20 protein-coding genes are annotated in these 19165 nt (G+C 65.7%); 9 read left to right on the top strand and 11 right to left on the bottom strand.

What is annotated here, in order from left to right:
• Nucleotides 1–100: 100 nt before the first annotated feature.
• From E4L96_RS21320 to E4L96_RS21295, 6 genes are all read right to left on the bottom strand, one after another.
• Entirely contained in the window at nt 101–877 is a 777-nt protein-coding gene (locus E4L96_RS21320) for a peptidylprolyl isomerase (RefSeq protein ID WP_135209232.1), read from the bottom strand.
• 39 nt (nt 878–916) lie between these two features.
• The gene (locus E4L96_RS21315) at nt 917–1699 is read right to left on the bottom strand and encodes a peptidylprolyl isomerase (protein ID WP_135209231.1); all 783 of its coding nucleotides are present in this window, start codon (nt 1697–1699) and stop codon (nt 917–919) included.
• 119 nt (nt 1700–1818) lie between these two features.
• The gene (locus E4L96_RS21310) at nt 1819–2088 is read right to left on the bottom strand and encodes a BolA family protein (RefSeq protein ID WP_135209230.1); all 270 of its coding nucleotides are present in this window, start codon (nt 2086–2088) and stop codon (nt 1819–1821) included.
• Nucleotides 2085–2717 carry a septation protein A gene (locus tag E4L96_RS21305; protein WP_135209229.1) on the bottom strand — a complete coding sequence of 211 codons (633 nt, stop codon included), beginning with the start codon at nt 2715–2717 and terminating at the stop codon, nt 2085–2087. The genes E4L96_RS21310 and E4L96_RS21305 overlap by 4 nt, the downstream gene beginning before the upstream one ends.
• Before the next feature lie 12 nt (nt 2718–2729).
• On the bottom strand, nt 2730–3128 hold the full coding sequence (gene msrB, locus E4L96_RS21300) for a peptide-methionine (R)-S-oxide reductase MsrB (RefSeq protein WP_135209228.1): 399 nt from the start codon (nt 3126–3128) through the stop codon (nt 2730–2732).
• 17 nt (nt 3129–3145) lie between these two features.
• Nucleotides 3146–4726: a protein adenylyltransferase SelO gene (locus E4L96_RS21295; protein WP_135209227.1), complete on the bottom strand. Its 1581-nt coding sequence runs from the start codon at nt 4724–4726 to the stop codon at nt 3146–3148.
• A gap of 339 nt (nt 4727–5065) precedes the next feature.
• Between E4L96_RS21295 and E4L96_RS21290 the strand changes: the two genes are divergently transcribed.
• The 3 genes from E4L96_RS21290 to E4L96_RS21280 all read left to right on the top strand — a co-directional run bounded on the left by E4L96_RS21290 (nt 5066) and on the right by E4L96_RS21280 (nt 9194).
• Nucleotides 5066–6709, top strand: a complete 1644-nt coding sequence (locus E4L96_RS21290) for a 3-(methylthio)propionyl-CoA ligase (RefSeq protein WP_135209226.1) — start codon at nt 5066–5068, stop codon at nt 6707–6709.
• Between the two features lie 77 nt (nt 6710–6786).
• Complete coding sequence (locus tag E4L96_RS21285; RefSeq protein WP_135209225.1) at nt 6787–8874, top strand: 3-hydroxyacyl-CoA dehydrogenase NAD-binding domain-containing protein; 2088 nt, start codon at nt 6787–6789, stop codon at nt 8872–8874.
• A 104-nt stretch (nt 8875–8978) separates the two neighbouring features.
• Nucleotides 8979–9194 carry a hypothetical protein gene (locus tag E4L96_RS21280; RefSeq protein ID WP_135209224.1) on the top strand — a complete coding sequence of 72 codons (216 nt, stop codon included), beginning with the start codon at nt 8979–8981 and terminating at the stop codon, nt 9192–9194.
• 168 nt (nt 9195–9362) lie between these two features.
• On the opposite strand, the gene E4L96_RS21275 is transcribed toward E4L96_RS21280, so the two are convergent.
• Nucleotides 9363–11057 (bottom strand): MFS transporter, encoded by a 1695-nt coding sequence (locus E4L96_RS21275; RefSeq protein ID WP_135209223.1) that lies wholly within the window; start codon nt 11055–11057, stop codon nt 9363–9365.
• A 138-nt stretch (nt 11058–11195) separates the two neighbouring features.
• Entirely contained in the window at nt 11196–11861 is a 666-nt protein-coding gene (locus tag E4L96_RS21270) for a DNA alkylation repair protein (RefSeq protein ID WP_135209222.1), read from the bottom strand.
• 88 nt (nt 11862–11949) lie between these two features.
• On the opposite strand from E4L96_RS21270, the gene E4L96_RS21265 reads away from it, so the two are divergent.
• The 4 genes from E4L96_RS21265 to E4L96_RS21250 are packed head-to-tail and all read left to right on the top strand — an operon-like array spanning nt 11950 to nt 15229.
• The gene (locus E4L96_RS21265; protein ID WP_135209221.1) at nt 11950–13128 is read left to right on the top strand and encodes an acetyl-CoA C-acyltransferase; all 1179 of its coding nucleotides are present in this window, start codon (nt 11950–11952) and stop codon (nt 13126–13128) included.
• Between the two features lie 11 nt (nt 13129–13139).
• A complete protein-coding gene (locus E4L96_RS21260; RefSeq protein WP_135209220.1) occupies nt 13140–13442 on the top strand; it encodes a Dabb family protein in 303 nt (100 codons plus the stop codon).
• Entirely contained in the window at nt 13439–14227 is a 789-nt protein-coding gene (locus E4L96_RS21255; RefSeq protein ID WP_135209219.1) for an SDR family oxidoreductase, read from the top strand. Before E4L96_RS21260 ends, E4L96_RS21255 begins: the two co-directional genes overlap by 4 nt.
• 9 nt (nt 14228–14236) lie before the next feature.
• Nucleotides 14237–15229 (top strand): NADP-dependent oxidoreductase, encoded by a 993-nt coding sequence (locus tag E4L96_RS21250; RefSeq protein WP_135209218.1) that lies wholly within the window; start codon nt 14237–14239, stop codon nt 15227–15229.
• 179 nt (nt 15230–15408) lie between these two features.
• On the opposite strand, the gene E4L96_RS21245 is transcribed toward E4L96_RS21250, so the two are convergent.
• The 3 genes from E4L96_RS21245 to ygfZ are packed head-to-tail and all read right to left on the bottom strand — an operon-like array spanning nt 15409 to nt 17428.
• Nucleotides 15409–16149, bottom strand: coding sequence for an NRDE family protein (locus tag E4L96_RS21245; RefSeq protein WP_135209217.1), 741 nt, complete (start codon nt 16147–16149; stop codon nt 15409–15411).
• Nucleotides 16150–16416 carry a DUF4936 family protein gene (locus E4L96_RS21240; protein WP_135209216.1) on the bottom strand — a complete coding sequence of 89 codons (267 nt, stop codon included), beginning with the start codon at nt 16414–16416 and terminating at the stop codon, nt 16150–16152.
• A 13-nt stretch (nt 16417–16429) separates the two neighbouring features.
• Nucleotides 16430–17428: a CAF17-like 4Fe-4S cluster assembly/insertion protein YgfZ gene (ygfZ, locus tag E4L96_RS21235; RefSeq protein WP_135209215.1), complete on the bottom strand. Its 999-nt coding sequence runs from the start codon at nt 17426–17428 to the stop codon at nt 16430–16432.
• A 105-nt stretch (nt 17429–17533) separates the two neighbouring features.
• Between ygfZ and mltG the strand changes: the two genes are divergently transcribed.
• Both mltG and tmk read left to right on the top strand, forming a co-directional pair.
• Complete coding sequence (gene mltG / locus E4L96_RS21230) at nt 17534–18514, top strand: endolytic transglycosylase MltG (protein ID WP_307721657.1); 981 nt, start codon at nt 17534–17536, stop codon at nt 18512–18514.
• Complete coding sequence (gene tmk, locus E4L96_RS21225; RefSeq protein ID WP_135209214.1) at nt 18511–19137, top strand: dTMP kinase; 627 nt, start codon at nt 18511–18513, stop codon at nt 19135–19137. Before mltG ends, tmk begins: the two co-directional genes overlap by 4 nt.
• Nucleotides 19138–19165 lie beyond the last annotated feature (28 nt).

Here is a 19165-nt window from a genome sequence, read left to right as displayed (position 1 = left end):
GAAGGTCAGCTCGGCGGCGACCAGCAACAGGATGATGTCCATGGCGATGACGCTCCGGATGAAAAAAGCGCCTCACAGGGAGGCGCTTTCGTCGTAAAGATTACTGGATCTTCGCTTTCTTGATCAGCTCATCGCGGTAGGCCGCCAGGCGGCGCTGCTGGATCTGTTCCGCGACTTGCGGCTTGACCTGCTCCAGCGGCGGCAGCGTGGTGGCGCGCACGTCTTCCAGCTTGATCACGTGGTAGCCGAACTGGGACTTGACCGGGGTCTCGGTGACCTGACCCTTCTGCAGGGCGACCATGGCCTTGGAGAACTCAGGCACATAGTTGGCCGGGGAGGCCCAATCCAGGTCGCCACCGTTGGCGGCCGAACCGTCCTTCGACTGGGCCTTGGCCAGGTCTTCGAACTTGGCGCCGCCCTTGATCTTGGTGATGATCTGCTTGGCTTCGTCTTCGGTCGGCACCAGGATGTGGCGGGCGTGGTATTCCTTGTCGCCCATCTGCGCCTTGTACTTGTCGTACTCGGCCTTGACTTCGGCGTCGCTCACCGGGTGCTTCTTGATGTAGTCCTGCACCAGGGCGCTCACCAGGATGTTCTGGCGGGCGGCGTCCATGGCGGTCTTGACGTCGGCCTTGTTGCTGAAGCCCTGCTTGTCGGCTTCCTGCACCATGACTTCACGGCCGATCAGCACCTTCTTGACCTGCTCGCGCAGAGCGGGCGAATCGGTGGCGCGGCCCTGGGCCACTTCGGCCTTCACGATCTGGTCCACGCGCGAGGCGGGGATGGCTTTGCCGTTCACGGTCGCGGCGTTCTGCGCGAAGGCAGGCGCGGCGGCCATGGCGGTCAGGGCGATCAGGCTGGCTGGCTTGAACTTCATGAATTCGATCCTTGATAAAAAAGGTTTAAGTCCGCGACCTTACTGGATTTTGGCCTTCTTGACCAGCTCCTCCTGGAACGCCTGCAGCTTGCGCTCGGCCAGGGCCTGCTGGATCTGCGGCTTCACTTCGTCCAGGGTCGGGAGCTTGGCGGCACGGACATCGTCGACCTTGATGACGTGGTAGCCGGCCTGGGTCTTCACCGGGGTCTCGGTGACAGCGCCTTTTTGCAGCGCGGTCACGGCGGCGCCGAATTCCGGCGGCAGGGAGGCCGGGGTGGCCCAGTCGAGGTCACCGCCGTTGGCGGCCGAGCCGCTGTCCTTGGAAGCGGTCTTGGCCACCTCTTCGAATTTGGCGCCGCCCTTGATCTTGGCAATCGCCGCCTTGGCGTCGGCTTCGTTCTCGGTCAGGATGTGGCGGACGTGGTACTCCTTGTCGCCCTGGGTCTTGATGAACTTGTCGTACTCAGCCTTGATGTCGGCGTCGGCCACCGGGTGCTTGGCGATGTAGTCGCGGGCCAGGGCCTGCACCACGATCGACTGGCGGGTGTTCTCCAGCGCCTGCTTGACGTCGGCCGACTTGTCCAGGCCGAGCTTGACGGCTTCCTGCGCCAGAACTTCGCGGGCGATCAGGTCTTTCTTGACCGCTTCACGCAGCTGCGGGGTGTCGGCGCCCTGGCCCTGGGCCACGGCCTGCTTGACGACTGCATCGGCGCGGGACGACGGGATGGCCTTGCCGTTCACCACGGCGAGATTTTGCGCGAACGCCGGGGCCGAAGCGATGGCGACGAGTGCGAGCAGCAAGCGGGCAGGCTTGAAAGTCATGTCTGATTCCTAAATGGGGAGAATTGCCGAGATGGGTTGGACGACTGCGTAGTTCTTGGTTATAGGTCTGCGATTCTGGATCAGGATACTTAAATCAGTCTGAACATCGTTGCCACCTGTCACTGCTCGGACGGGGCCAAGGCCGTGATGGCAAGGGCGTGGATGTCAGAGTGCATCATGTCTCGGACGGCATCATACACCAGTCGATGACGCATGACGAGTCTCTGGCCCTCGAAGCGGGGAGAGACGATCTTGACGCTGAAATGGCCCGCGCCCGAGGCCGCGCCGGCGTGGCCGGCGTGCAGGTGGGAGTCGTCCCGGACGTCCAGTTCCAGCGGGTCGAGCGTGGCCAGTTTCTGGCGGATGAGTTCGACGCGGGCGGCGGTCATACCTTGTCCTCCTGGATGTGCTTGGCCACGTACAGGCTCTGGACGATGGCGAAGGCGAAGGTCATGGCGGGCAGGCCGAAGGCCTTGAAGCTGACCCAGGAGCTGGTCTGGTCCTTGAAGATGACGAAGGCCACCAGCAGGTTGACCGCGCCGGCCACGGTGAAGAAGCCAATCCACAGCCAGGAGAGGCGGTCCCAGACCTCGTCCGGCAGGGCGATCGCTTCTTTCATGACTTCACGGATGATGTTCTTGCCGAACAGGAGCTGGGCGGCGGCGATCACGGCCGCGTAGATCCAGTTGAGGATGGTGGGCTTCCATTTGATGAAGTGGTCGTCGTGCAGGTAGATGGTGGCGCCGCCGAAGACGACGATCACGATCACCGACACCCACAGCATCATGTCGACCTTCTGGCGCCGGGCAAGCACGTAGCCGACCTGCAGGATGCTGGCCAGGATGGCGACCGCGGTGGCCACCATCATCGGGCCCTGGTCCTGCGCGATCTTGCCGCCGGAGACCAGGCCGAGCATGTGCGCGTTGACGAAGGCGTAGGCCTCCGCCGGGAACATGTCCGCGACCTTGTAGACGACGAAGAACAGCAGGACCGGGAACAGGTCGAACAGGAATTTCATGGTGCTTTCAAATTATTCGGCTGGTTCGAAGGCGAGGGCGGCCGAGTTGATGCAATAGCGCAGTCCGGTCGGCGGCGGGCCGTCGGGGAACACGTGGCCGAGGTGGGCGTCGCAGACGGCGCAGATGATTTCGGTGCGCAGCATACCATGGCTGCGGTCGACCTTTTCGATCACGTTGTCGGGATTCAAGGCACGGAAGTAGCTGGGCCAGCCGCAGCCGGATTCGAACTTGGCGTCCGATTCGAACAGCGGGGTGTTACAGCAGACGCAGCGGTAGATGCCGTGCTCGTGGTGGTCCCAGAACTTGCCGGTGAAGGCGCGCTCGGTGGCGGCGTGGCGGGTGACCTGGTACTCCATCGGGTCCAGCTGGGCGCGCCATTCCGCGTCGGTCTTGACGACTTTGTCGGTCATGTTGATCTCCGGTTGTATTAAGAGGAGCAGCTGACTTCGAGGTGCGCGGCCCAGTCCGGCGGGACGGCGGCGTAGGCCTCGTGCTCGGGCTGCTCGTCGAAGGGGTGCTCGAGGACCTGCAGCAGGCGGGCGACTTCGCTGAAATCCTTCTGCTGGGCTTTCTCGATCGCCACCTGCGCGAGGTAGTTGCGCAGGATGTATTTGGGGTTGACGCGGTTCATCGCAAGCCGGCGTTGGGCGTCCTCGCTGTTTTCCTGCTGCAGGCGGGCGCGGTATTGGGCGGCCCAGGCGTCGAAGTGCTCGCGGTAGATGAACATGTCGCGCAGCTTTTGGTCGCCGGCGTTGGAGGCGGCCTCGATGGTGCTCAGGGCGCGGAAGAAGCTGGTGTAGTCGACGTGGCTCTGCTGCAGGAGATTGAAGAGTTCGTCCATGAGCGCGCGGTCGCTGTCCTGGCGGGTTTGCAGGCCGAGCTTGGCGTGCAGGAGCTCGTCGATCTTGTCGGCGAAGTCGTCCTGGTAGTCGGCGAGCGCCTCTTCCGTTTCCTCCACCGTGCCGATCAGCGGCAGCAGGGCCTGGCCGAGGGCGTAGCAATTCCAGTGGCCGATCTGCGGCTGGTTGGCGTAGCTGTAGCGGCCCTGCTGGTCGGTGTGGTTGCAGATGTGGTGGGGGTTGAAGGCTTCCATGAAGCCGAAGGGGCCGTAGTCCAGGGTCAGGCCTAGGATGGACATGTTGTCCGTGTTGAGCACGCCGTGCATGAAGCCGACCGCCTGCCAGTGGGCGACCAGGTGGGCGGTGCGGCGGGTGACTTCCTTGAGCAGGGCGGCGTAGGGATTGGCGCGCTCGCGCAGCTCTGGGTAGAAGTTGTCGATGACGTAGTCGGCCAGGATCTTGAGTTCGCCTTCCTGGCGGCGGTAGAACCAGTGCTCGAAGGAACCGAAGCGCACGAAGCTCGGGCTGACGCGGGTGACGACGGCGGAGGTTTCGATGGTCTCGCGGACGACGCCCTGGTCGGAGCCGGTGACGATGAGGGCGCGGGTGGTCGGGATGCCGAGGGCGGCCATCGCTTCCGAGCACAGGAACTCGCGGATGGAGGAGCGCAGCACGGCGCGGCCGTCGCCCATGCGGGAGTAGGGCGTCAGGCCCGCGCCCTTGAGCTGGAGCTCCATTGGGCCCTCCTTGCCGCGCAGGGCGCCGAGCAGGATGGCGCGCCCATCGCCGAGCTGGCCGGCCCAGACGCCGAACTGGTGACCCGAATAGACCGCCGCCAGCGGCTTGGAGGAGGCCGGGATGCGGTTGCCGGTGAGGGCTGCCACCATCTCCGGCTTCTGCAGGTCGTTGACATCCAGCCCCAGTTCGTCCGCAGTGCGCGCGCTAGCGGCCACGAAGTAGGGATTGGGCAGCGGCGTCGGCTGCAGATGGGTGAAGAACGCCGGCGGCAAATCCGCGTAGCCGTTCTCGAAGTTCAGGTCGTCCGGTTCGATGGCGAAGGTCCTTGTTGAATGCGGCGCGATTGTACCGCACCCCCTGTCCCGCCCGCGCCAGCCACCCTGCTGCGCCGCACCACCGATTCCCGTTGACGCCTCCCGCCCCCTTTCCATAGGCTCCCCCAATCAGCCCCGTACCCCCGATGGGGTCAGGCCTCGGCGGATTGTGAAATCCCAAAATGGTGCACGTGTAAGTGGTTGATTTGAAAATGGGATTTTTCGGTGGGGTCAGGGCTCGTCTATGAAGCCGGTGCCTGACCCCGGGGTTATAGGCTTGCGCAATCAGCCGAGTATCCCCGATGGGGTCAGGCCTCGGCGGATTGTGAAATTCCAATTTGGTGCATGCTTAAGTGCTTGAATTGGTGGGGGAATTTTTGGATGGGGTCAGGGCTCGTCTATGAAGGCGGTGCCTGACCCCGGTGGGTTGAGGTGGATCAGAAGGAGGAGATGGTCATGCTGCCGATGAGCCCGGTCGTAGGGCGGATGATGGAGGTGCCGTTGCTGGTGTCCAATATCCTCGCGTTTGCCGAGAGGAATTTTGGGGCGGTCGAGATCGTGTCGCGGCGCGTCGAGGGGGATGTGCATCGGTACACGTATCGGGAGCTCGGGGGCAGGACGCGGCGGCTGGCCAATGCGCTGGGAGGGCTCGGGATCGCGATGGGCGACCGGGTGGCGACACTGGCGTGGAATGGGTATCGGCATCTGGAGGCGTACTACGGTGTCTCGGGGTCGGGGGCCGTGCTGCATACGGTGAACCCGCGGCTGCATGCGGAGCAGATTGCGTACATCCTCAACCACGCCGAGGACAAGGTGCTGCTGTTCGATGCGTGCTTCCTGCCGCTCGTGGAAGCGGTGGCGCCGCTGTGTACGACGGTCGAGCATTGGGTGGTGCTGGCGGGGCGGGAACATATACCGGCCGGCTCGTCCATTCCGAATTTGCTGAGCTATGAGGAGCTGCTGGCGGCGGCATCGGACCAATACGAGTGGCCGCAGTTCGATGAGCGTTCGGCGGCGTCGCTGTGCTACACCTCGGGCACCACCGGCAACCCGAAGGGTGCGCTGTACTCGCACCGGTCGACCATCCTGCACGCCTACGCGTCGGCGCTGCCGAATGCGCTTAATGTGTCGGCGACCGACACGGTGCTGCCGGTCGTCCCGATGTTCCATGTGAACGCCTGGGGCATACCGTACTCGGGGTTGCTGTCGGGCGCGAAGCTGGTGTTCCCGGGGCCGCAGCTCGATGGCAAGTCGCTGTACGAGCTGTTCGAGGCCGAGGGCGTGACCTTCTCGGCGGGTGTGCCGACCGTCTGGCTCGGCCTCATCAACTACGTCCTGCAGAACGGCGTTAAATTCTCGACCTTCCGCCGCACCGTGATCGGCGGCTCAGCCTGCCCGCCGGCGATGATGGCGGCGCTCATCGACAAGCTCGGCGTCGAGGTCTGCCATGCCTGGGGCATGACGGAGATGTCGCCCGTCGGCACCACCGGCGTGCTGATGGCCAAGCATCTGCAGCTTCCGCCCCAGGAACAGCGCGCCATCCTGCAAAAGCAGGGCCACGCCCTGTTCGGCTGCGACATGAAGATCGTCGACGACCTGGGCGAGGAACTGCCGTGGGACGGCGCCAGCGCCGGCCACCTGCTGGTGCGCGGCCCATGGATCATCAGCAGCTACTTCAAGCAGGAGGGCGGCGAGGTGCTGGAAGACGGCTGGTTCCCGACCGGAGACGTGGCCACCATCGACCCGGACGGCTACATGCAGATCACCGACCGCAGCAAGGACGTCATCAAGTCGGGCGGCGAGTGGATCGGCTCGATCGACCTGGAGAACATCGCGATGGCGCACCCGGCCGTGCTGCAGGCGGCCTGCATCGGCATCGCGCACCCGAAATGGGATGAACGGCCGCTGCTGGTCGTGGTCAAACGGCCGGGCATGGACCTCAGCAAGGACGAGCTGCTGCGCTGGTTCGAGGGGAAGGTGGCGAAATTCTGGATTCCGGACGACGTCGTTTTCACCGATGCGCTGCCGACCGGCGCCACCGGCAAGATCCAGAAGAACCGCCTGCGCGAGCAGTTCCATAGCCATGCGCTGTCGTCGTAAAAATAATACGACCGTACTTTTATTTGCGGTATAGTGCAGCATTGCCAATCCAGCCAACCCACAACAAGGAAGAGACAATGACCGCCGAATACCAGGTCCACGGCAGCGTGGCCGTCATTACGCTGAACAATCCTCCCGTCAACGGCCTGGGCCTCGCGACCCGCACGGCGGCGGTCGACGGCATCCGCAAGGCGCTGGCCGATGAGCACGTGAAGGCGATCGTGCTGACCGGCGCTGGCAAGGCCTTTTCCGGCGGCGCGGACATCAAGGAATTCAACTCGCCCAAGGCGCTCACCGAGCCGACTTTGCACACCCTGATCAAGACGGTGGAGTCCTCGACCAAGCCGGTGGTGGCCGCGATCCACACCGTCTGCATGGGCGGCGGCCTGGAGCTGGCCCTGGGCGCCAACTACCGCGTGGCGCTGCCGGGCGCGCAGATCGCACTGCCGGAAGTGAAGCTGGGACTGCTGCCGGGCGCGGGCGGAACCCAGCGCCTGCCGCGCGTGCTGGGCATGGAGATGGCGCTGAACATGATCGTGTCGGGCACGCCGGTGCCGTCCGAAAAACTGAAGGGCACGGCGCTGTTCGACGAAGTCTACGAGGCCGGCGCGGACCTGATCACCCAGGCCATCGCCTTTGCCAGCAAGGTGGCCGACGGGCGCCCGCTGCCGCGCGTGCGCGACCGCATGGTCGACTACCCGAACCACGAGGCCTTCCTGCAGTTCACCCGCAACACGGTGAAGGCGGTGGCGGGCCCATTCCCGGCGCCGATCGAATGCGTGGAGACGGTCGCGGCTTCGGTGACCAAGAAGTTCGAGGACGGTCTGAAGTTCGAGCGCGAGCGCTTCCTGCACCTGATGCAGACGCCGGAATCGAAGGCCCTGCGGCACGCCTTCTTCGCCGAGCGCCAGGTCAGCAAAATCCCCGATGTGCCGTCGGACACGCCGACGCGCCCCATCGCCAAGGCCGCCGTGATCGGCGCGGGCACCATGGGCGGCGGCATCGCCATGAACTTCGCCAATGCGGGCATCCCGGTCACCCTCCTGGAGATGAAGCAGGAGGCGCTGGACAAGGGCATCGCCATCATCCGCGGCAACTACGAGAACACGCTCAAGAAAGGCAAGCTGACCCAGGAGAAGTTCGACCAGCGCATGGGGCTGATCTCGGGCTCGCTGGACTACGCCGACATCGCGGACGCCGACATCGTGATCGAAGCCGTGTTCGAGGACATGGGCGTGAAGGAAGCCGTGTTCCGCCAGCTGGACGCGACCATGAAGCCGGGTGCGATCCTGGCCTCCAACACGTCCACGCTGGACGTCGACAAGATCGCCAGCTTCACGCAGCGGCCGCAGGACGTGATCGGCCTGCATTTCTTCAGCCCGGCCAACGTGATGAAGCTGCTGGAAATCATCCGCGGCAAGGCGACCGGCAAGGATGTGCTGGCCACCGCCATGGCCCTGGCCAAGAAGCTCAAGAAGACCGGCGTGGTCTCCGGCGTGTGCGACGGCTTCATTGGCAACCGCATGATCGAGCAGTACTCCCGCCAGGCGGGCTTCCTGCTGGAAGAGGGCGCCACGCCGGAGCAGGTCGACAAGGCCATCGAGAAGTTCGGCTTTGCCATGGGCCCGTTCCGCATGATCGACATGGCGGGCAATGACGTCAGTTGGTACATCCGCAAGCGCCGCTACCTCGAGCAGCCGCACATCGCCTACTCGAAGACGGCCGATATCCTGTGCGAGATGGGCCGCATGGGCCAGAAGGTGGGCAAGGGCTGGTACGACTACAAGCCGGGCGACCGCAAGGCCTATCCGTCGGCCGAGGTCAACGAGATGATCGTCAAACACTCGGCGGACATCGGTGTGGCGCGCCGCAAGATCACGGACGAGGAGATCGTCGAGCGCCTGGTGTACGCGCTGGTGAACGAGGGCGCCAGGATCCTGGACGAAGGCATCGCCCTGCGCGCCTCGGACATCGACATGGTCTACCTGACTGGCTACGGCTTCCCGCTGCACCGGGGCGGGCCGATGTTTTATGCCGACAGCGTGGGTCTGTTCAACGTGCGGATGGCGATGGACAAATACGCCCACGGCCGCCATGGCGACGCCTGGGAACCCGCGCCGCTGCTGGTGAAACTGGCGGACGAGGGCAGGGGTTTCAACTCCTGAAGCCCGGCCGGGACGCGCGCTGCCGCGTTCCGGATGTGATTGCATGTGGCGGCTGGCGGGCGTAGCATCAAGAGTTCCGGCGTCGTCAACGAAAGGCTGCCATCATGCTTACTTCCGTTCAACTTCGTCAGCGCGCGCTGCGGCGCAAACGCGAGGCCATCCACTCGGGCGAGCACCGCCGCGAGACGCCGGAGCCGTTCTGGGACGAGCTGTTCCGGGTAACGGACGAGCAGGAATTGGCCGAGGCGGTGGCCGCGGCCGAAGCGCGGAGCGGCGTGCGCGCCGAGCCGCACGTCCGGCAGGAGCCGGCCCTGCAATAACCGGCCCTGCACAGGCCGCCGCTGCAATGGCCTCTGCGCCCCGCTGGGCGCCCTACCTCAGGCTGCGGTCCGGTAACGAGGCGGTTCCATCTGCTGGTCCCTGCGCCGCACCCCAAGCAATGAAAAAGCCGCCCCGAAAGGCGGCTTTGCTCTGCGCGCGCGGCGGGATCAGTCGTGCGCGTAGATGTCGTTGTCCTTGGTTTCCTTGATGAACAGCGTCCCGATCACGGCGGTGATCAGGGCGATGATGATCGGGTACCAGAGGCCATAGTAGATGTCGCCTTTCATCGCCACCAGCGAGAAGGAGATGGTCGGCAGCAGGCCGCCGAACCAGCCGTTACCGATGTGGTAGGGCAGGGACATCGAGGTGTAGCGGATGCGGGTCGGGAACATCTCGACCAGCATGGCGGCGATCGGGCCGTACACCATGGTCACGTAGATCACCAGGATGAACAGCAGCAGCACCAGCATCGGCTTGTTGATCGCAGCCGGGTCGGCCTTGGCCGGGTAGCCGGCGGCTTTCACGCCTTCGCCCACGGATTTCTTGAGCGCGGTTTCCTTGGTCTTGGAATCGGCATCGAAGTCCAGGCCGGCGGCGTTCATGGTCGCGTTGAAGGACGGGATCACCTTCTCACCCACGTGCACCTCGGCCACCGAACCGGCCGGGGCGGCTTGGATCTTGTACGACACCGAAGCATCGGTCAGCATCTTGGTCGCGATGTCGCAGGACGACGGGAACTTCTTGGTGCCGGTCAGGTTGAACTGGAAGTGGCAGGTGGCCGGGTCAGCCACCACCACCACCGGCGAATTGGCCTGCGCCGCTTCCAGCGCCGGGTTGCCGTAGTGGGTCAGCGCGCCGAAGATCGGGAAGTAGGTGAGCGCGGCGATGACGCAGCCGGCCATGATGATGACCTTGCGGCCGATCTTGTCCGACAGCGAGCCGAAGATCACGAAGAACGGCGTGGCCAGGGCCAGCGCGATCGCGATCAGGATATTGGCGGTGGCGGGTTCGATCTTCAGCGTCTGGGTCAGGAAGAACAGCGCGTAGAACTGGCCGGTGTACCAGACCACAGCCTGGCCCATCGTCAGGCCGATCAGGGCCAGGAACACGATCTTGGCGTTCTTGGCCTGCAGGAAGGACTCCTTCAGCGGCGCTTTCGAGGTCTTGCCTTCCGCCTTCATCTTGGCGAAGGCCGGGGACTCGTTCATCGACAGGCGAATCCACACGGAGATGCCCAGCAGCAGGACAGACACCAGGAACGGGATGCGCCAGCCCCAGGCGGCGAACTCCGGCTCGCCCAGCGAGGTGCGGGTGGTCAGGATCACGATCAGGGACAGGAACAGCCCCAGCGTCGCGGTGGTCTGGATGTAGGAGGTGAACAGGCCGCGTTTGCCGTGCGGGGCATGCTCGGCCACATACGTCGCTGCGCCGCCGTACTCGCCGCCCAGTGCCAGGCCCTGCAGCACGCGCAGGGAGACCAGCAGGATCGGCGCCGCAATGCCGATCGTCGCGTAGCCGGGGAGCAGGCCGACGATGAAGGTGGAGCCGCCCATGATCAGGATGGTGACCAGGAAGGTGTACTTCCGGCCGATCAGGTCGCCGAGACGGCCGAACACCAGGGCGCCGAACGGACGCACCAGGAAGCCGGCGGCAAAGGTCAGCAGCGCGAAGATGAAGGAGGTGGTCGGGTCGCCGAGGAAGAACTGTTTGCCGATGATGGCGGCCAGCGAACCGTAGAGGTAGAAGTCGTACCACTCGAACACGGTGCCGAGGGACGAGGCGAAGATGACCTTCCGCTCTTCCTTGGTGATCCCGCCCGACCGGACGGTGCCGCCGAGGTTGGCGGCTGCAGTGTTTGCCATATGTGTCTCCGTTATGTTTGTTTATCCGCGTTGGACTGCGGGTGCCGCTGGTTAGTTCGGCTGGGTCGGAGTGTGGGCTCTTAAACTTACGTCATGCTTTCGCGGGGCTTACTCGAAACTTACAAAAACGACATCGGGTCACGCAAGATGTTTTCCGGCTTCGCGGCGGGTGAGGGGGCTGAGGCGGCCGCCCTCGGCGGCCAGGAAGGTGGCCACGGCGTCCGGCGCGTGGCGGGCGTAGTCACGCAAGGCCCAGCCGATGGCTTTGCGGATGAAGAAGTCGGTTTCCGGGGCGAGGGTGCGGGCGTAGGTGAACAGGCGGGCCTCGTCGGTGTCGCCGCGCCAGCCGAGCTGGTGGAGCATGGCGACGCGGCGGGTCCACAGGTCCTCGTGGACGAGACAGGCATCCATGCGGGCCTGTTCGCTGCGGTGGCGGCGCACCACGCTGCCGATGATCACCGCCAGTGCATCGACCGTGTCCCACCAGGACTTGGTGCGCACGAGGGCCAGCAGCTCGTCGAGGTCGCGCGGTTCGAGCCGCTTGCGGTATTTGTCCAGCAGGTCGAGCGCCGCGTATTGATACTCGCGCTCGGGCAGTGCCCACAGCAGGCGGGCCGCGTCCAGCAGTGCCGCGACCGGCAGCGGCTTGGCATCGCGCAGAACAGGGGCGGTGGCGGCGCGCCGCTGCGGCGTCTGCACGCCGAGGAAGGGATAGCGGTCCTTCATGTAGGCCCGCATGGCCGGCGCCTTGGCCGGGTCGGCCAGCGGCCGCAGCGCCAGGGTGATCTGATCCACTAAAATCATGCCCCTATTGTAGCGGCCGGTTTTGCGAACGACCGTTCACAAATATGCTATTCTCGCCCGCATTCATCCATCACAGGGAGACTGGAACATGCTAGACGCCGTCATCGTATCGACCGCCCGCACGGGCCTGGCCAAGTCCTGGAAGGGCGCCTTCAACATGACCCATGGCGCCACGCTGGGCGGCCATGTGCTGCAGGCGGCGATCCAGCGCGCGAATATCGAAGCGGGCGAGATCGAGGACGTGCTGATGGGCTGCGCGAACCCCGAGGGCGCCACCGGCGGGAACATCGCGCGCCAGATCGCGCTGCGGGCCGGCTGCCCGGTCACCGTGCCTGGCATGACCGTGAACCGCTTCTGTTCCTCGGGGCTGCAGACCATAGCGCTGGCCGCGCAGCGCGTGCTGGCCGGCGAAGGCGAGATCTTTGCGGCGGGCGGCGTCGAGTCCATCTCGTGCGTGCAGCAGGAGATGAATACGCACATGTACAAGGAGGTCTGGCTCAACCAGCACAAGCCGGAGATCTACTGGCCGATGCTGCAGACCGCGGAGAACGTGGCCAAGCGCTATGCGATCTCGAAGGAGCGCCAGGACGAATACGGTGTGCAAAGCCAGTTGCGCGCGGCGGCGGCCCAGCAAGCCGGATTGTTCAACGCGGAGATCGTACCGATGACGACCGTGATGGGCGTCGCGGACAAGGCCACCGGGCAGCTGCTGACGCGCGAGGTGACTATCGCCGCCGATGAGGGCATCCGCGCGGATACGACGCTGGAAGGCGTGGCGAAGATCCGCACCGCGGTGCCGGGCGGCGTGATCACGGCGGGGAATGCGAGCCAGTTTTCGGATGGCGCATCGTGCGCGGTGGTGATGAGCGACCGGGCGGCGTCGGCTCGGGGACTGGCACCGCTGGGCATCTTCCGCGGGTTTGCGGTGGCTGGGTGCGAGCCCGATGAAATGGGCATCGGGCCGGTGTTCGCGGTGCCCAAGCTGCTGGCGCGCGCGGGCTTGAAGGTCGAAGACATCGGCCTGTGGGAGCTGAATGAGGCGTTCGCCGTGCAGGTTTTGTACTGCGCGGACAAGCTGGGGATCCCGATGGACCGCCTGAACGTGAATGGCGGGGCGATCGCAGTGGGGCACCCGTATGGAGTGTCGGGCGCGCGCCTGGTCGGGCATGCGCTCATCGAGGGCAAGCGGCGCGGCGTGAAGTACGTCGTGGTGACGATGTGTATCGGCGGCGGGCAGGGTGCGGCCGGACTGTTTGAAGTGGTGTGAGGTTTAGGACTATGTTGAAACATATCGTGATGTGGAAGCTGAAGGACCACGCGGAGGGGAACGACAGGGCCACCAATGCGCGGCTGCTAAAGGAAAAGCTGGACCGTTGCGCGGCCGTGGTGCCGGGCATACTCAAGTTCGAGGTCGCGCTGGCGCAGCCGGGGCTCGAGGCGACGTATGACGCGGTGCTGTACTCGGAGTTCACGGATGCGGCTGCGCTGGAAGCGTACTCGGTGCATCCGGAGCACGAAGCGGTGAAGGGCTTCATCGGCGCGGTGCGGTCCGAGCGCCAGTGCATGGACTTCATCGTATGAGCGCGCGGCGCGTGGCCGAGCTGTTTTCGCTAGCGGGGAAGACCGCGCTGGTGACGGGCGGCTCGCGCGGGCTCGGGCTGCAGATTGCGCAGGCGCTGGGCGAGCAGGGTGCGCGCGTGGTGGTCTCGGCGCGCAAACAGGCGGAGTTGGAGGAGGCGGTGGCGCTGTTGTCGGCGCAGGGCATCTCGGCTTCGTTTGTGGTGGCCGACCTGTCGATCGAAAGCGCGGCGGGCGATCTCGCGGCGGCGGCCATCGAGCGCCTCGGCCGCATCGACATCCTCGTGAATAATGCGGGCGCCACCTGGGGCGCGGCTGCGGAGGACTACCCGGTCGAGGCGTGGGACAAGGTGATGGACCTGAACCTGCGCGCGACCTTCCTGCTGTCGCAGGCGGTGGCCAAGCGCTGCATGATCGATCAGAAGGCCGGGCGCATCATCAACGTGGCGTCGATCGCGGGGCTGGCCGGCAATCCGCCGGGGACCATGCAGACGGTCGCATACAACACGTCGAAGGCGGCGGTGATCAACCTCACGCGCGCGCTGGCGGGCGAGTGGGGGCGCTACGGGATCACCGTGAACGCGCTGGCGCCGGGCTTCTTCCCGTCGAAGATGACGCAAGGGCTGATTGCGGCGCTGGGCGAAGACGAGCTGGCGCGCGGTGCGCCGCTGGGCCGACTGGGCGACGATGAAGACTTGAAGGGTGCCGCGGTGCTGTTCGCGTCCGACGCGGGCAAGCATATTACCGGGCAGGTGCTCGCGGTGGATGGCGGCGTATCGGCTGTGTGAAGGGGTGGGATGCGGTATCAGAGGATGGTGCTGGCTGCGCGGCCACGCGGAGCGGTACAGGTAGGGAACTTCCGGCTGGAGACGGTGGAAGCGCGGGCGCTGGAGGATGGTGAAGTCCTGGTCCGCAATGAATGGCTGTCGCTCGATCCATACATGCGTGGACGTATGAGCGAGGCGAAGAGTTACGCGGTGCCGCAGGCGCTGGACGAGACCATGATCGGGGCCACGGCGGGGTACGTGGTCGCGTCGCGTGATGCGCACTTCGCGGTGGGCGATGCGGTGACCGGGATGCTGGGCTGGGCCGAGATGGGTATCGCTGCGGGTGACGCGCTGCGCAAGGTGGATACCGCGCGCGTGGCTTTGTCCGCGTACCTGGGCGTGGCCGGCATGCCGGGCGTGACCGCGTGGTACGGCCTGCACGAGATCATGCGGCCGCGCGCGGGCGAGACGATCGTGGTGTCCGCGGCGGCGGGCGCGGTGGGCAGTGTAGTGGGCCAGCTGGCCAAGCGCCTCGGCTGCCGCGCGGTCGGCATCGCGGGTGGACCGGAAAAGTGCCGCTACGTGGTCGAGGAGCTGGGCTTCGACGCCTGCGTCGACTACAAGGCCGGGAACCTGAAGGCCGACCTGAAGGCCGCGACACCGGACGGCGTGGATGGCGTCTTCGAGAACGTCGGCGGTGTCATCTTCGACACCACGCTGACGCGCATGAATGCCTTCGGCCGCGTCGCGCTATGCGGCCTGATCGCCGGCTACAACGGCGACCCGCAGCCCCTGCACAACCTCAAGTCGATCCTCTTGAACCGTCTGACTGTGCGCGGCTTCATCATCACCGAACACCCCGAAGTCTGGCCCGCGGCGCTGGCCGACCTCGAGCCCCTGGTCGCCGCTGGCCAACTCAAATACCGCGAGTCCATCGCCGATGGCCTGGCCAGCGCCCCCGCAGCCCTGGTCGGCCTACTCTCAGGCGCCAACTTCGGCAAGCAACTCGTCCACCTTCCCTGATCCCCGTCAACACCGGGGTCAGGCCTGCCTCTCATAGACGGGGTCTGACCCCGGGCAGTTATCCCCACCCGGCTTCATTCGGAAAAACAGTTATTCACACCCCTGGGGTCTGACCCCGGCCGGGAGGGGGGAGGCCTGACCCCGGTTGGGGGATGTCAAAGGGGCGGGCTCAGCTGGGCTCAGGAGCGGATGATGCGTTCGTGGAGGACGGCGGGAGCGGCCATATACAGCGTGACCACCGTGGAGGTGCGGGTGCCGTAGCCGGGGGTCTCGATGCAGACGGCGGACAGTTCACGCTCGAGCTCCAACGCGACGCCGGTTTCGGGCAGGCGCATGTCGGGGGCGCGGGTGGTGTCAGCGAGCATGTCGAAGAAGGCGTCTTCGGGGGCGCCCTGGCACAGCAAGCTCGCAAACTGCGCCTTGGTGCGCACCACCTTCGGCCACGGGTCATCCAGCAGGCCATTCGAGATGCCGTAGATGCCGGGCTCCAGGCGCGCGCCGTTGCGCACGTCGCCATCGCCGCGGTTGGAGAACCAGACCAGTTCCGTGGCGTCGCCAATCACCAGGTTGAAGCCGTTGTACTCCTGGGCGCTGCCGCGGATGTGGGCGATGTAGTCGGAAGCCGTCCAGGAGCCGATCAGATAGTCGGACACCAGCGCCCCGCGCGTGGGGGCGTCGGCGCGCCAGTCTTTCGGATTGCGGTAGTTGGTGATGGCGGCGAAGCGCGGGCCGTTCGGGCCGGACTGGGTGATGCCCATCCAGGTGCCGCCGCCCAGCAGGTCGCGGCCGCCGAAAATCTCGGGGTGACCGTCCCACGGGCCTGCCGGCTCGGCCGGGCGGTCGTAGAATTCATCGCGGTTGGCGGCCGCAATGAGGGGCACGCCGGGCATCACCTGCCACGCAAAAACGATCAGGCACATCTAGTTGAAATCCGTGAAAACTTCGGTGTGGCGCAGCCCGTCGATGTGCTGCTGGAGGCCGGCTTCCTCGGCCGCCCGGTCCAGGCGCGCGGGGAAGTCATCGGTGACGGAGGCGTACACCTCCATCCAGGTCTGCAGCCCGTCCTTCTCGCCGGGACGGCGCTTCAGCTGCCCGCCGCCCAGCGCGGCCTGCATGGCGCGCACCTTGGAAGCGAGCGCGCCGGCCTGCCCGGCCGGCACGCGGTAGTAGATATACAGGTCGGTCATGCGTGCCAGCCGCTCATACGTCAAGCGCGTCGAGCTCGTAGGGCAGGGGCTGGAAACGTACCGCGGGGCCCTCGGCCGAGCCGAGGCGGACCGCCTCGCCCAGCGCGGCCAGCTTCATCTCGACCAGCGCGTCGGTGCCGCCGGTGGCGTTCGGCGCGGCATTCACGACCATGCCGCAGGGCTGGCCGGGGTCGTCCAGGGAGAACACTTCATCGCCCGCGTGGGCCTGGCCGTCGATGATGGCGCGGGCCGTGCGGCGCTTGAGCTTGCCCAGGTACTGGCTGCGGGCGACGATTTCCTGCCCGGGGTAGCAGCCTTTCTTGAAATTCACGCCGCCGAGCAGCTCCAGGTTCACCATTTGCGGCACGAACTGCTCCTGGGTGCGGGCGGTGATTTGCGGGACGCCCGCCAGGATCGAGGAACGGATCCAGGCATCCGGCCCGCCCTGCGCCAGCGCGGCCAGGGTGGGCCAGGCCGCGTCGGCCGTGCTCGACGACGTCAGCCACTGGTAGCGCGGCGCGCCGGCGGCATCGGCCACCCGCACCACGGTGCCGTGTTCGCTGTCGATATGGGTGTTGGGTGCCGCGGGCAGGGCGCCGAAGACGTCGCGCAGCGCGGCCTCGCCCTGCACCCCGCCGATGCCGAGCGCCACCTCGGGCGTCGCATCCTCCAGCTTGGCCTTGGACCGCAGCACGAACATGCTCAGGCGCTTTTGCAGCGGCGGCTGGATCTCGCGCGGCAGCTGCAAGAAAATGGATTCAGGCGAGCGCCACATCAGGAAGGTGGCCTGCAGCCGTCCCTTGGGTGTGCAGTACCCGGCCAGCCGGACTTCGTTCAGCCCCAGGTGCTCGACATCGTTGGTCAGCTGGTTGTGCAGGAAGCTGGCCGCGTCCGCCCCGGTGACCGCAATCAGGCCCAGGTCGGCCAGCGGCGCCACGAAACCGTCCGCCAGCTGGGCGTCGGTCAGGGGCTCGGCGGTTTCGGCTGCCAGGAATTGGGTCAAATTGTTCATAAAATCTCGTGATGCGCCGTCGAAAGCATTATGATTACGGGCTCATTATAGGGTGCCCCGGCAATTCGCGCCGGACACCTCCCAAAACGACTGGCCAAGACCTTGATTAAGAAACTGTTCTTCCTGGCGCTGCTCGCCGTGATCGCCGCGGGTACCGGCTTTGGCTACTGGGCCAAGCAGCCGATCACCACCGCCGAGCCGGCCATCCCGTTCACAATCACCCCGGGCAGCAGCGGCGGCGCGGCCGCGCAGCAGATCGCCAATGCGGGCGTTCCGATAAACCACTTTCTGTTCCAGATGCTGGCGCGGGCCACGCGCAAAAGCGGCAAGATCAAGGCCGGTTCGTATGAGCTGGAACCCTTCACCACGCCGCTGCGCCTGCTGGACAAGCTGGTCAAGGGCGAGTTCGCGCAGGGCTCGCTGACAGTGATCGAGGGCTGGACCTTCAAGCAGATGCGGGCCGCCATCAACGCCGCCCCGGCCCTCAAGCACGACACGGCGAACCTGTCCGACGCCGAGCTGCTGGCCAAGGTGGCGCCGGATTACAAGGTGCCGGAAGGCCTGTTCTTCCCGGACACTTACCTCTACCCGAAGGGCTCCAGCGACCTGGAGATCTACAAGTCGGCCCACACCGCGCTGCTGAACCGCCTGAACGCGGCCTGGGCCAAGCGCGACCCGAACCTGCCGTACAAGACGCCGTACGAGGCGCTGACCATGGCCTCGATCGTGGAAAAGGAAACCGGCCAGAAGAACGAGCGCGGGATGATCGCGGGCGTGTTCGTGAACCGCCTGAAGATCGGCATGCTGCTGCAGACCGACCCGACCGTCATCTATGGCATGGGCGACAAGTACGACGGCAAGATCCGCAAGAAGGACCTGGAAACGGACACGCCGTACAATACCTATACCCGCGTGGGCCTGCCGCCGTCGCCGATTTCGCTGCCGGGCGTGCAGTCGCTGGCCGCGGCGCTGAGCCCGGCGAAGACGGACGCGCTGTACTTCGTCTCGCGCGGCGATGGCACCAGCCAGTTTTCGGGCAACCTGAACGACCATAACAAGGCCGTCAACCAATACCAGCGCCAATGACTGTTCCTGCAAAGCGCGGCAAGTTCATCACTTTCGAAGGCATCGATGGGGCGGGCAAGAGCACGCACATCGCCTTCATCGTCGACTTCCTCCAGCAGCACGGCAAGACCGTGGTCTCGACCCGCGAGCCGGGCGGCACGCCGCTGTCCGAGACCCTGCGCGAGCTGGTCCTGCACCAGAAGATGCACCTGGAGACCGAGGCGCTGCTGGTGTTCGCCGCGCGCCGCGAGCACATCGCGCAGGTGATCGAGCCGGCCCTGGAGCGGGGCGACTGGATCGTGTCGGACCGTTTTACGGACTCGTCCTTCGCCTACCAGGGCGGCGGACGCGGCCTGGCGCTGGCCAAACTGGAGGCACTGGAGGAGTGGGTGCATCCGGCCTTGCAGCCGGACCTGACCCTGCTGTTCGACGTGCCGCTGGAAGTGGCGCGCGCCCGCCTCGATGCCACGCGCGAGCTGGACAAGTTCGAGCGCGAGCAGGCCGATTTCTTCCTGGCCACCCGCCAGGGCTATCTCGCGCGGGCCGAAAAGTTTCCGCATCGTATTATCATCATTGACTCGACCCAGCCGATCGCGCAGATCCAGCAGCGCCTGACGACCATCCTGGGCCAGTTATTGAACTGATAAGTTACTTCAAGAATTCGGCATAAGC

Origin of the sequence: Zemynaea arenosa (assembly GCF_004614185.1) — a bacterium.
In the GTDB taxonomy this organism is placed as follows: Bacteria; Pseudomonadota; Gammaproteobacteria; order Burkholderiales; family Burkholderiaceae_D; genus Telluria; species Telluria arenosa.
The sequence above is the reverse complement of the archived record's forward strand: the minus strand, read 5'-3'. Positions and strand labels throughout refer to the sequence as shown.

What these genes read in the sequence shown, in the direction of transcription:
- E4L96_RS21320 (WP_135209232.1), bottom strand. Translation starts at nt 877, where the DNA reads ATGAAGTTCAAGCCAGCCAGCCTGATCGCCCTGACCGCCATGGCCGCC.
- E4L96_RS21315 (WP_135209231.1), bottom strand. Translation starts at nt 1,699, where the DNA reads ATGACTTTCAAGCCTGCCCGCTTGCTGCTCGCACTCGTCGCCATCGCT.
- E4L96_RS21310 (WP_135209230.1), bottom strand. Translation starts at nt 2,088, where the DNA reads ATGACCGCCGCCCGCGTCGAACTCATCCGCCAGAAACTGGCCACGCTC.
- E4L96_RS21305 (WP_135209229.1), bottom strand. Translation starts at nt 2,717, where the DNA reads ATGAAATTCCTGTTCGACCTGTTCCCGGTCCTGCTGTTCTTCGTCGTC.
- msrB (WP_135209228.1), bottom strand. Translation starts at nt 3,128, where the DNA reads ATGACCGACAAAGTCGTCAAGACCGACGCGGAATGGCGCGCCCAGCTG.
- E4L96_RS21295 (WP_135209227.1), bottom strand. Translation starts at nt 4,726, where the DNA reads ATGGAAAGGGGGCGGGAGGCGTCAACGGGAATCGGTGGTGCGGCGCAG.
- E4L96_RS21290 (WP_135209226.1), top strand. Translation starts at nt 5,066, where the DNA reads ATGCTGCCGATGAGCCCGGTCGTAGGGCGGATGATGGAGGTGCCGTTG.
- E4L96_RS21285 (WP_135209225.1), top strand. Translation starts at nt 6,787, where the DNA reads ATGACCGCCGAATACCAGGTCCACGGCAGCGTGGCCGTCATTACGCTG.
- E4L96_RS21280 (WP_135209224.1), top strand. Translation starts at nt 8,979, where the DNA reads ATGCTTACTTCCGTTCAACTTCGTCAGCGCGCGCTGCGGCGCAAACGC.
- E4L96_RS21275 (WP_135209223.1), bottom strand. Translation starts at nt 11,057, where the DNA reads ATGGCAAACACTGCAGCCGCCAACCTCGGCGGCACCGTCCGGTCGGGC.
- E4L96_RS21270 (WP_135209222.1), bottom strand. Translation starts at nt 11,861, where the DNA reads ATGATTTTAGTGGATCAGATCACCCTGGCGCTGCGGCCGCTGGCCGAC.
- E4L96_RS21265 (WP_135209221.1), top strand. Translation starts at nt 11,950, where the DNA reads ATGCTAGACGCCGTCATCGTATCGACCGCCCGCACGGGCCTGGCCAAG.
- E4L96_RS21260 (WP_135209220.1), top strand. Translation starts at nt 13,140, where the DNA reads ATGTTGAAACATATCGTGATGTGGAAGCTGAAGGACCACGCGGAGGGG.
- E4L96_RS21255 (WP_135209219.1), top strand. Translation starts at nt 13,439, where the DNA reads ATGAGCGCGCGGCGCGTGGCCGAGCTGTTTTCGCTAGCGGGGAAGACC.
- E4L96_RS21250 (WP_135209218.1), top strand. Translation starts at nt 14,237, where the DNA reads ATGCGGTATCAGAGGATGGTGCTGGCTGCGCGGCCACGCGGAGCGGTA.
- E4L96_RS21245 (WP_135209217.1), bottom strand. Translation starts at nt 16,149, where the DNA reads ATGTGCCTGATCGTTTTTGCGTGGCAGGTGATGCCCGGCGTGCCCCTC.
- E4L96_RS21240 (WP_135209216.1), bottom strand. Translation starts at nt 16,416, where the DNA reads ATGACCGACCTGTATATCTACTACCGCGTGCCGGCCGGGCAGGCCGGC.
- ygfZ (WP_135209215.1), bottom strand. Translation starts at nt 17,428, where the DNA reads ATGAACAATTTGACCCAATTCCTGGCAGCCGAAACCGCCGAGCCCCTG.
- tmk (WP_135209214.1), top strand. Translation starts at nt 18,511, where the DNA reads ATGACTGTTCCTGCAAAGCGCGGCAAGTTCATCACTTTCGAAGGCATC.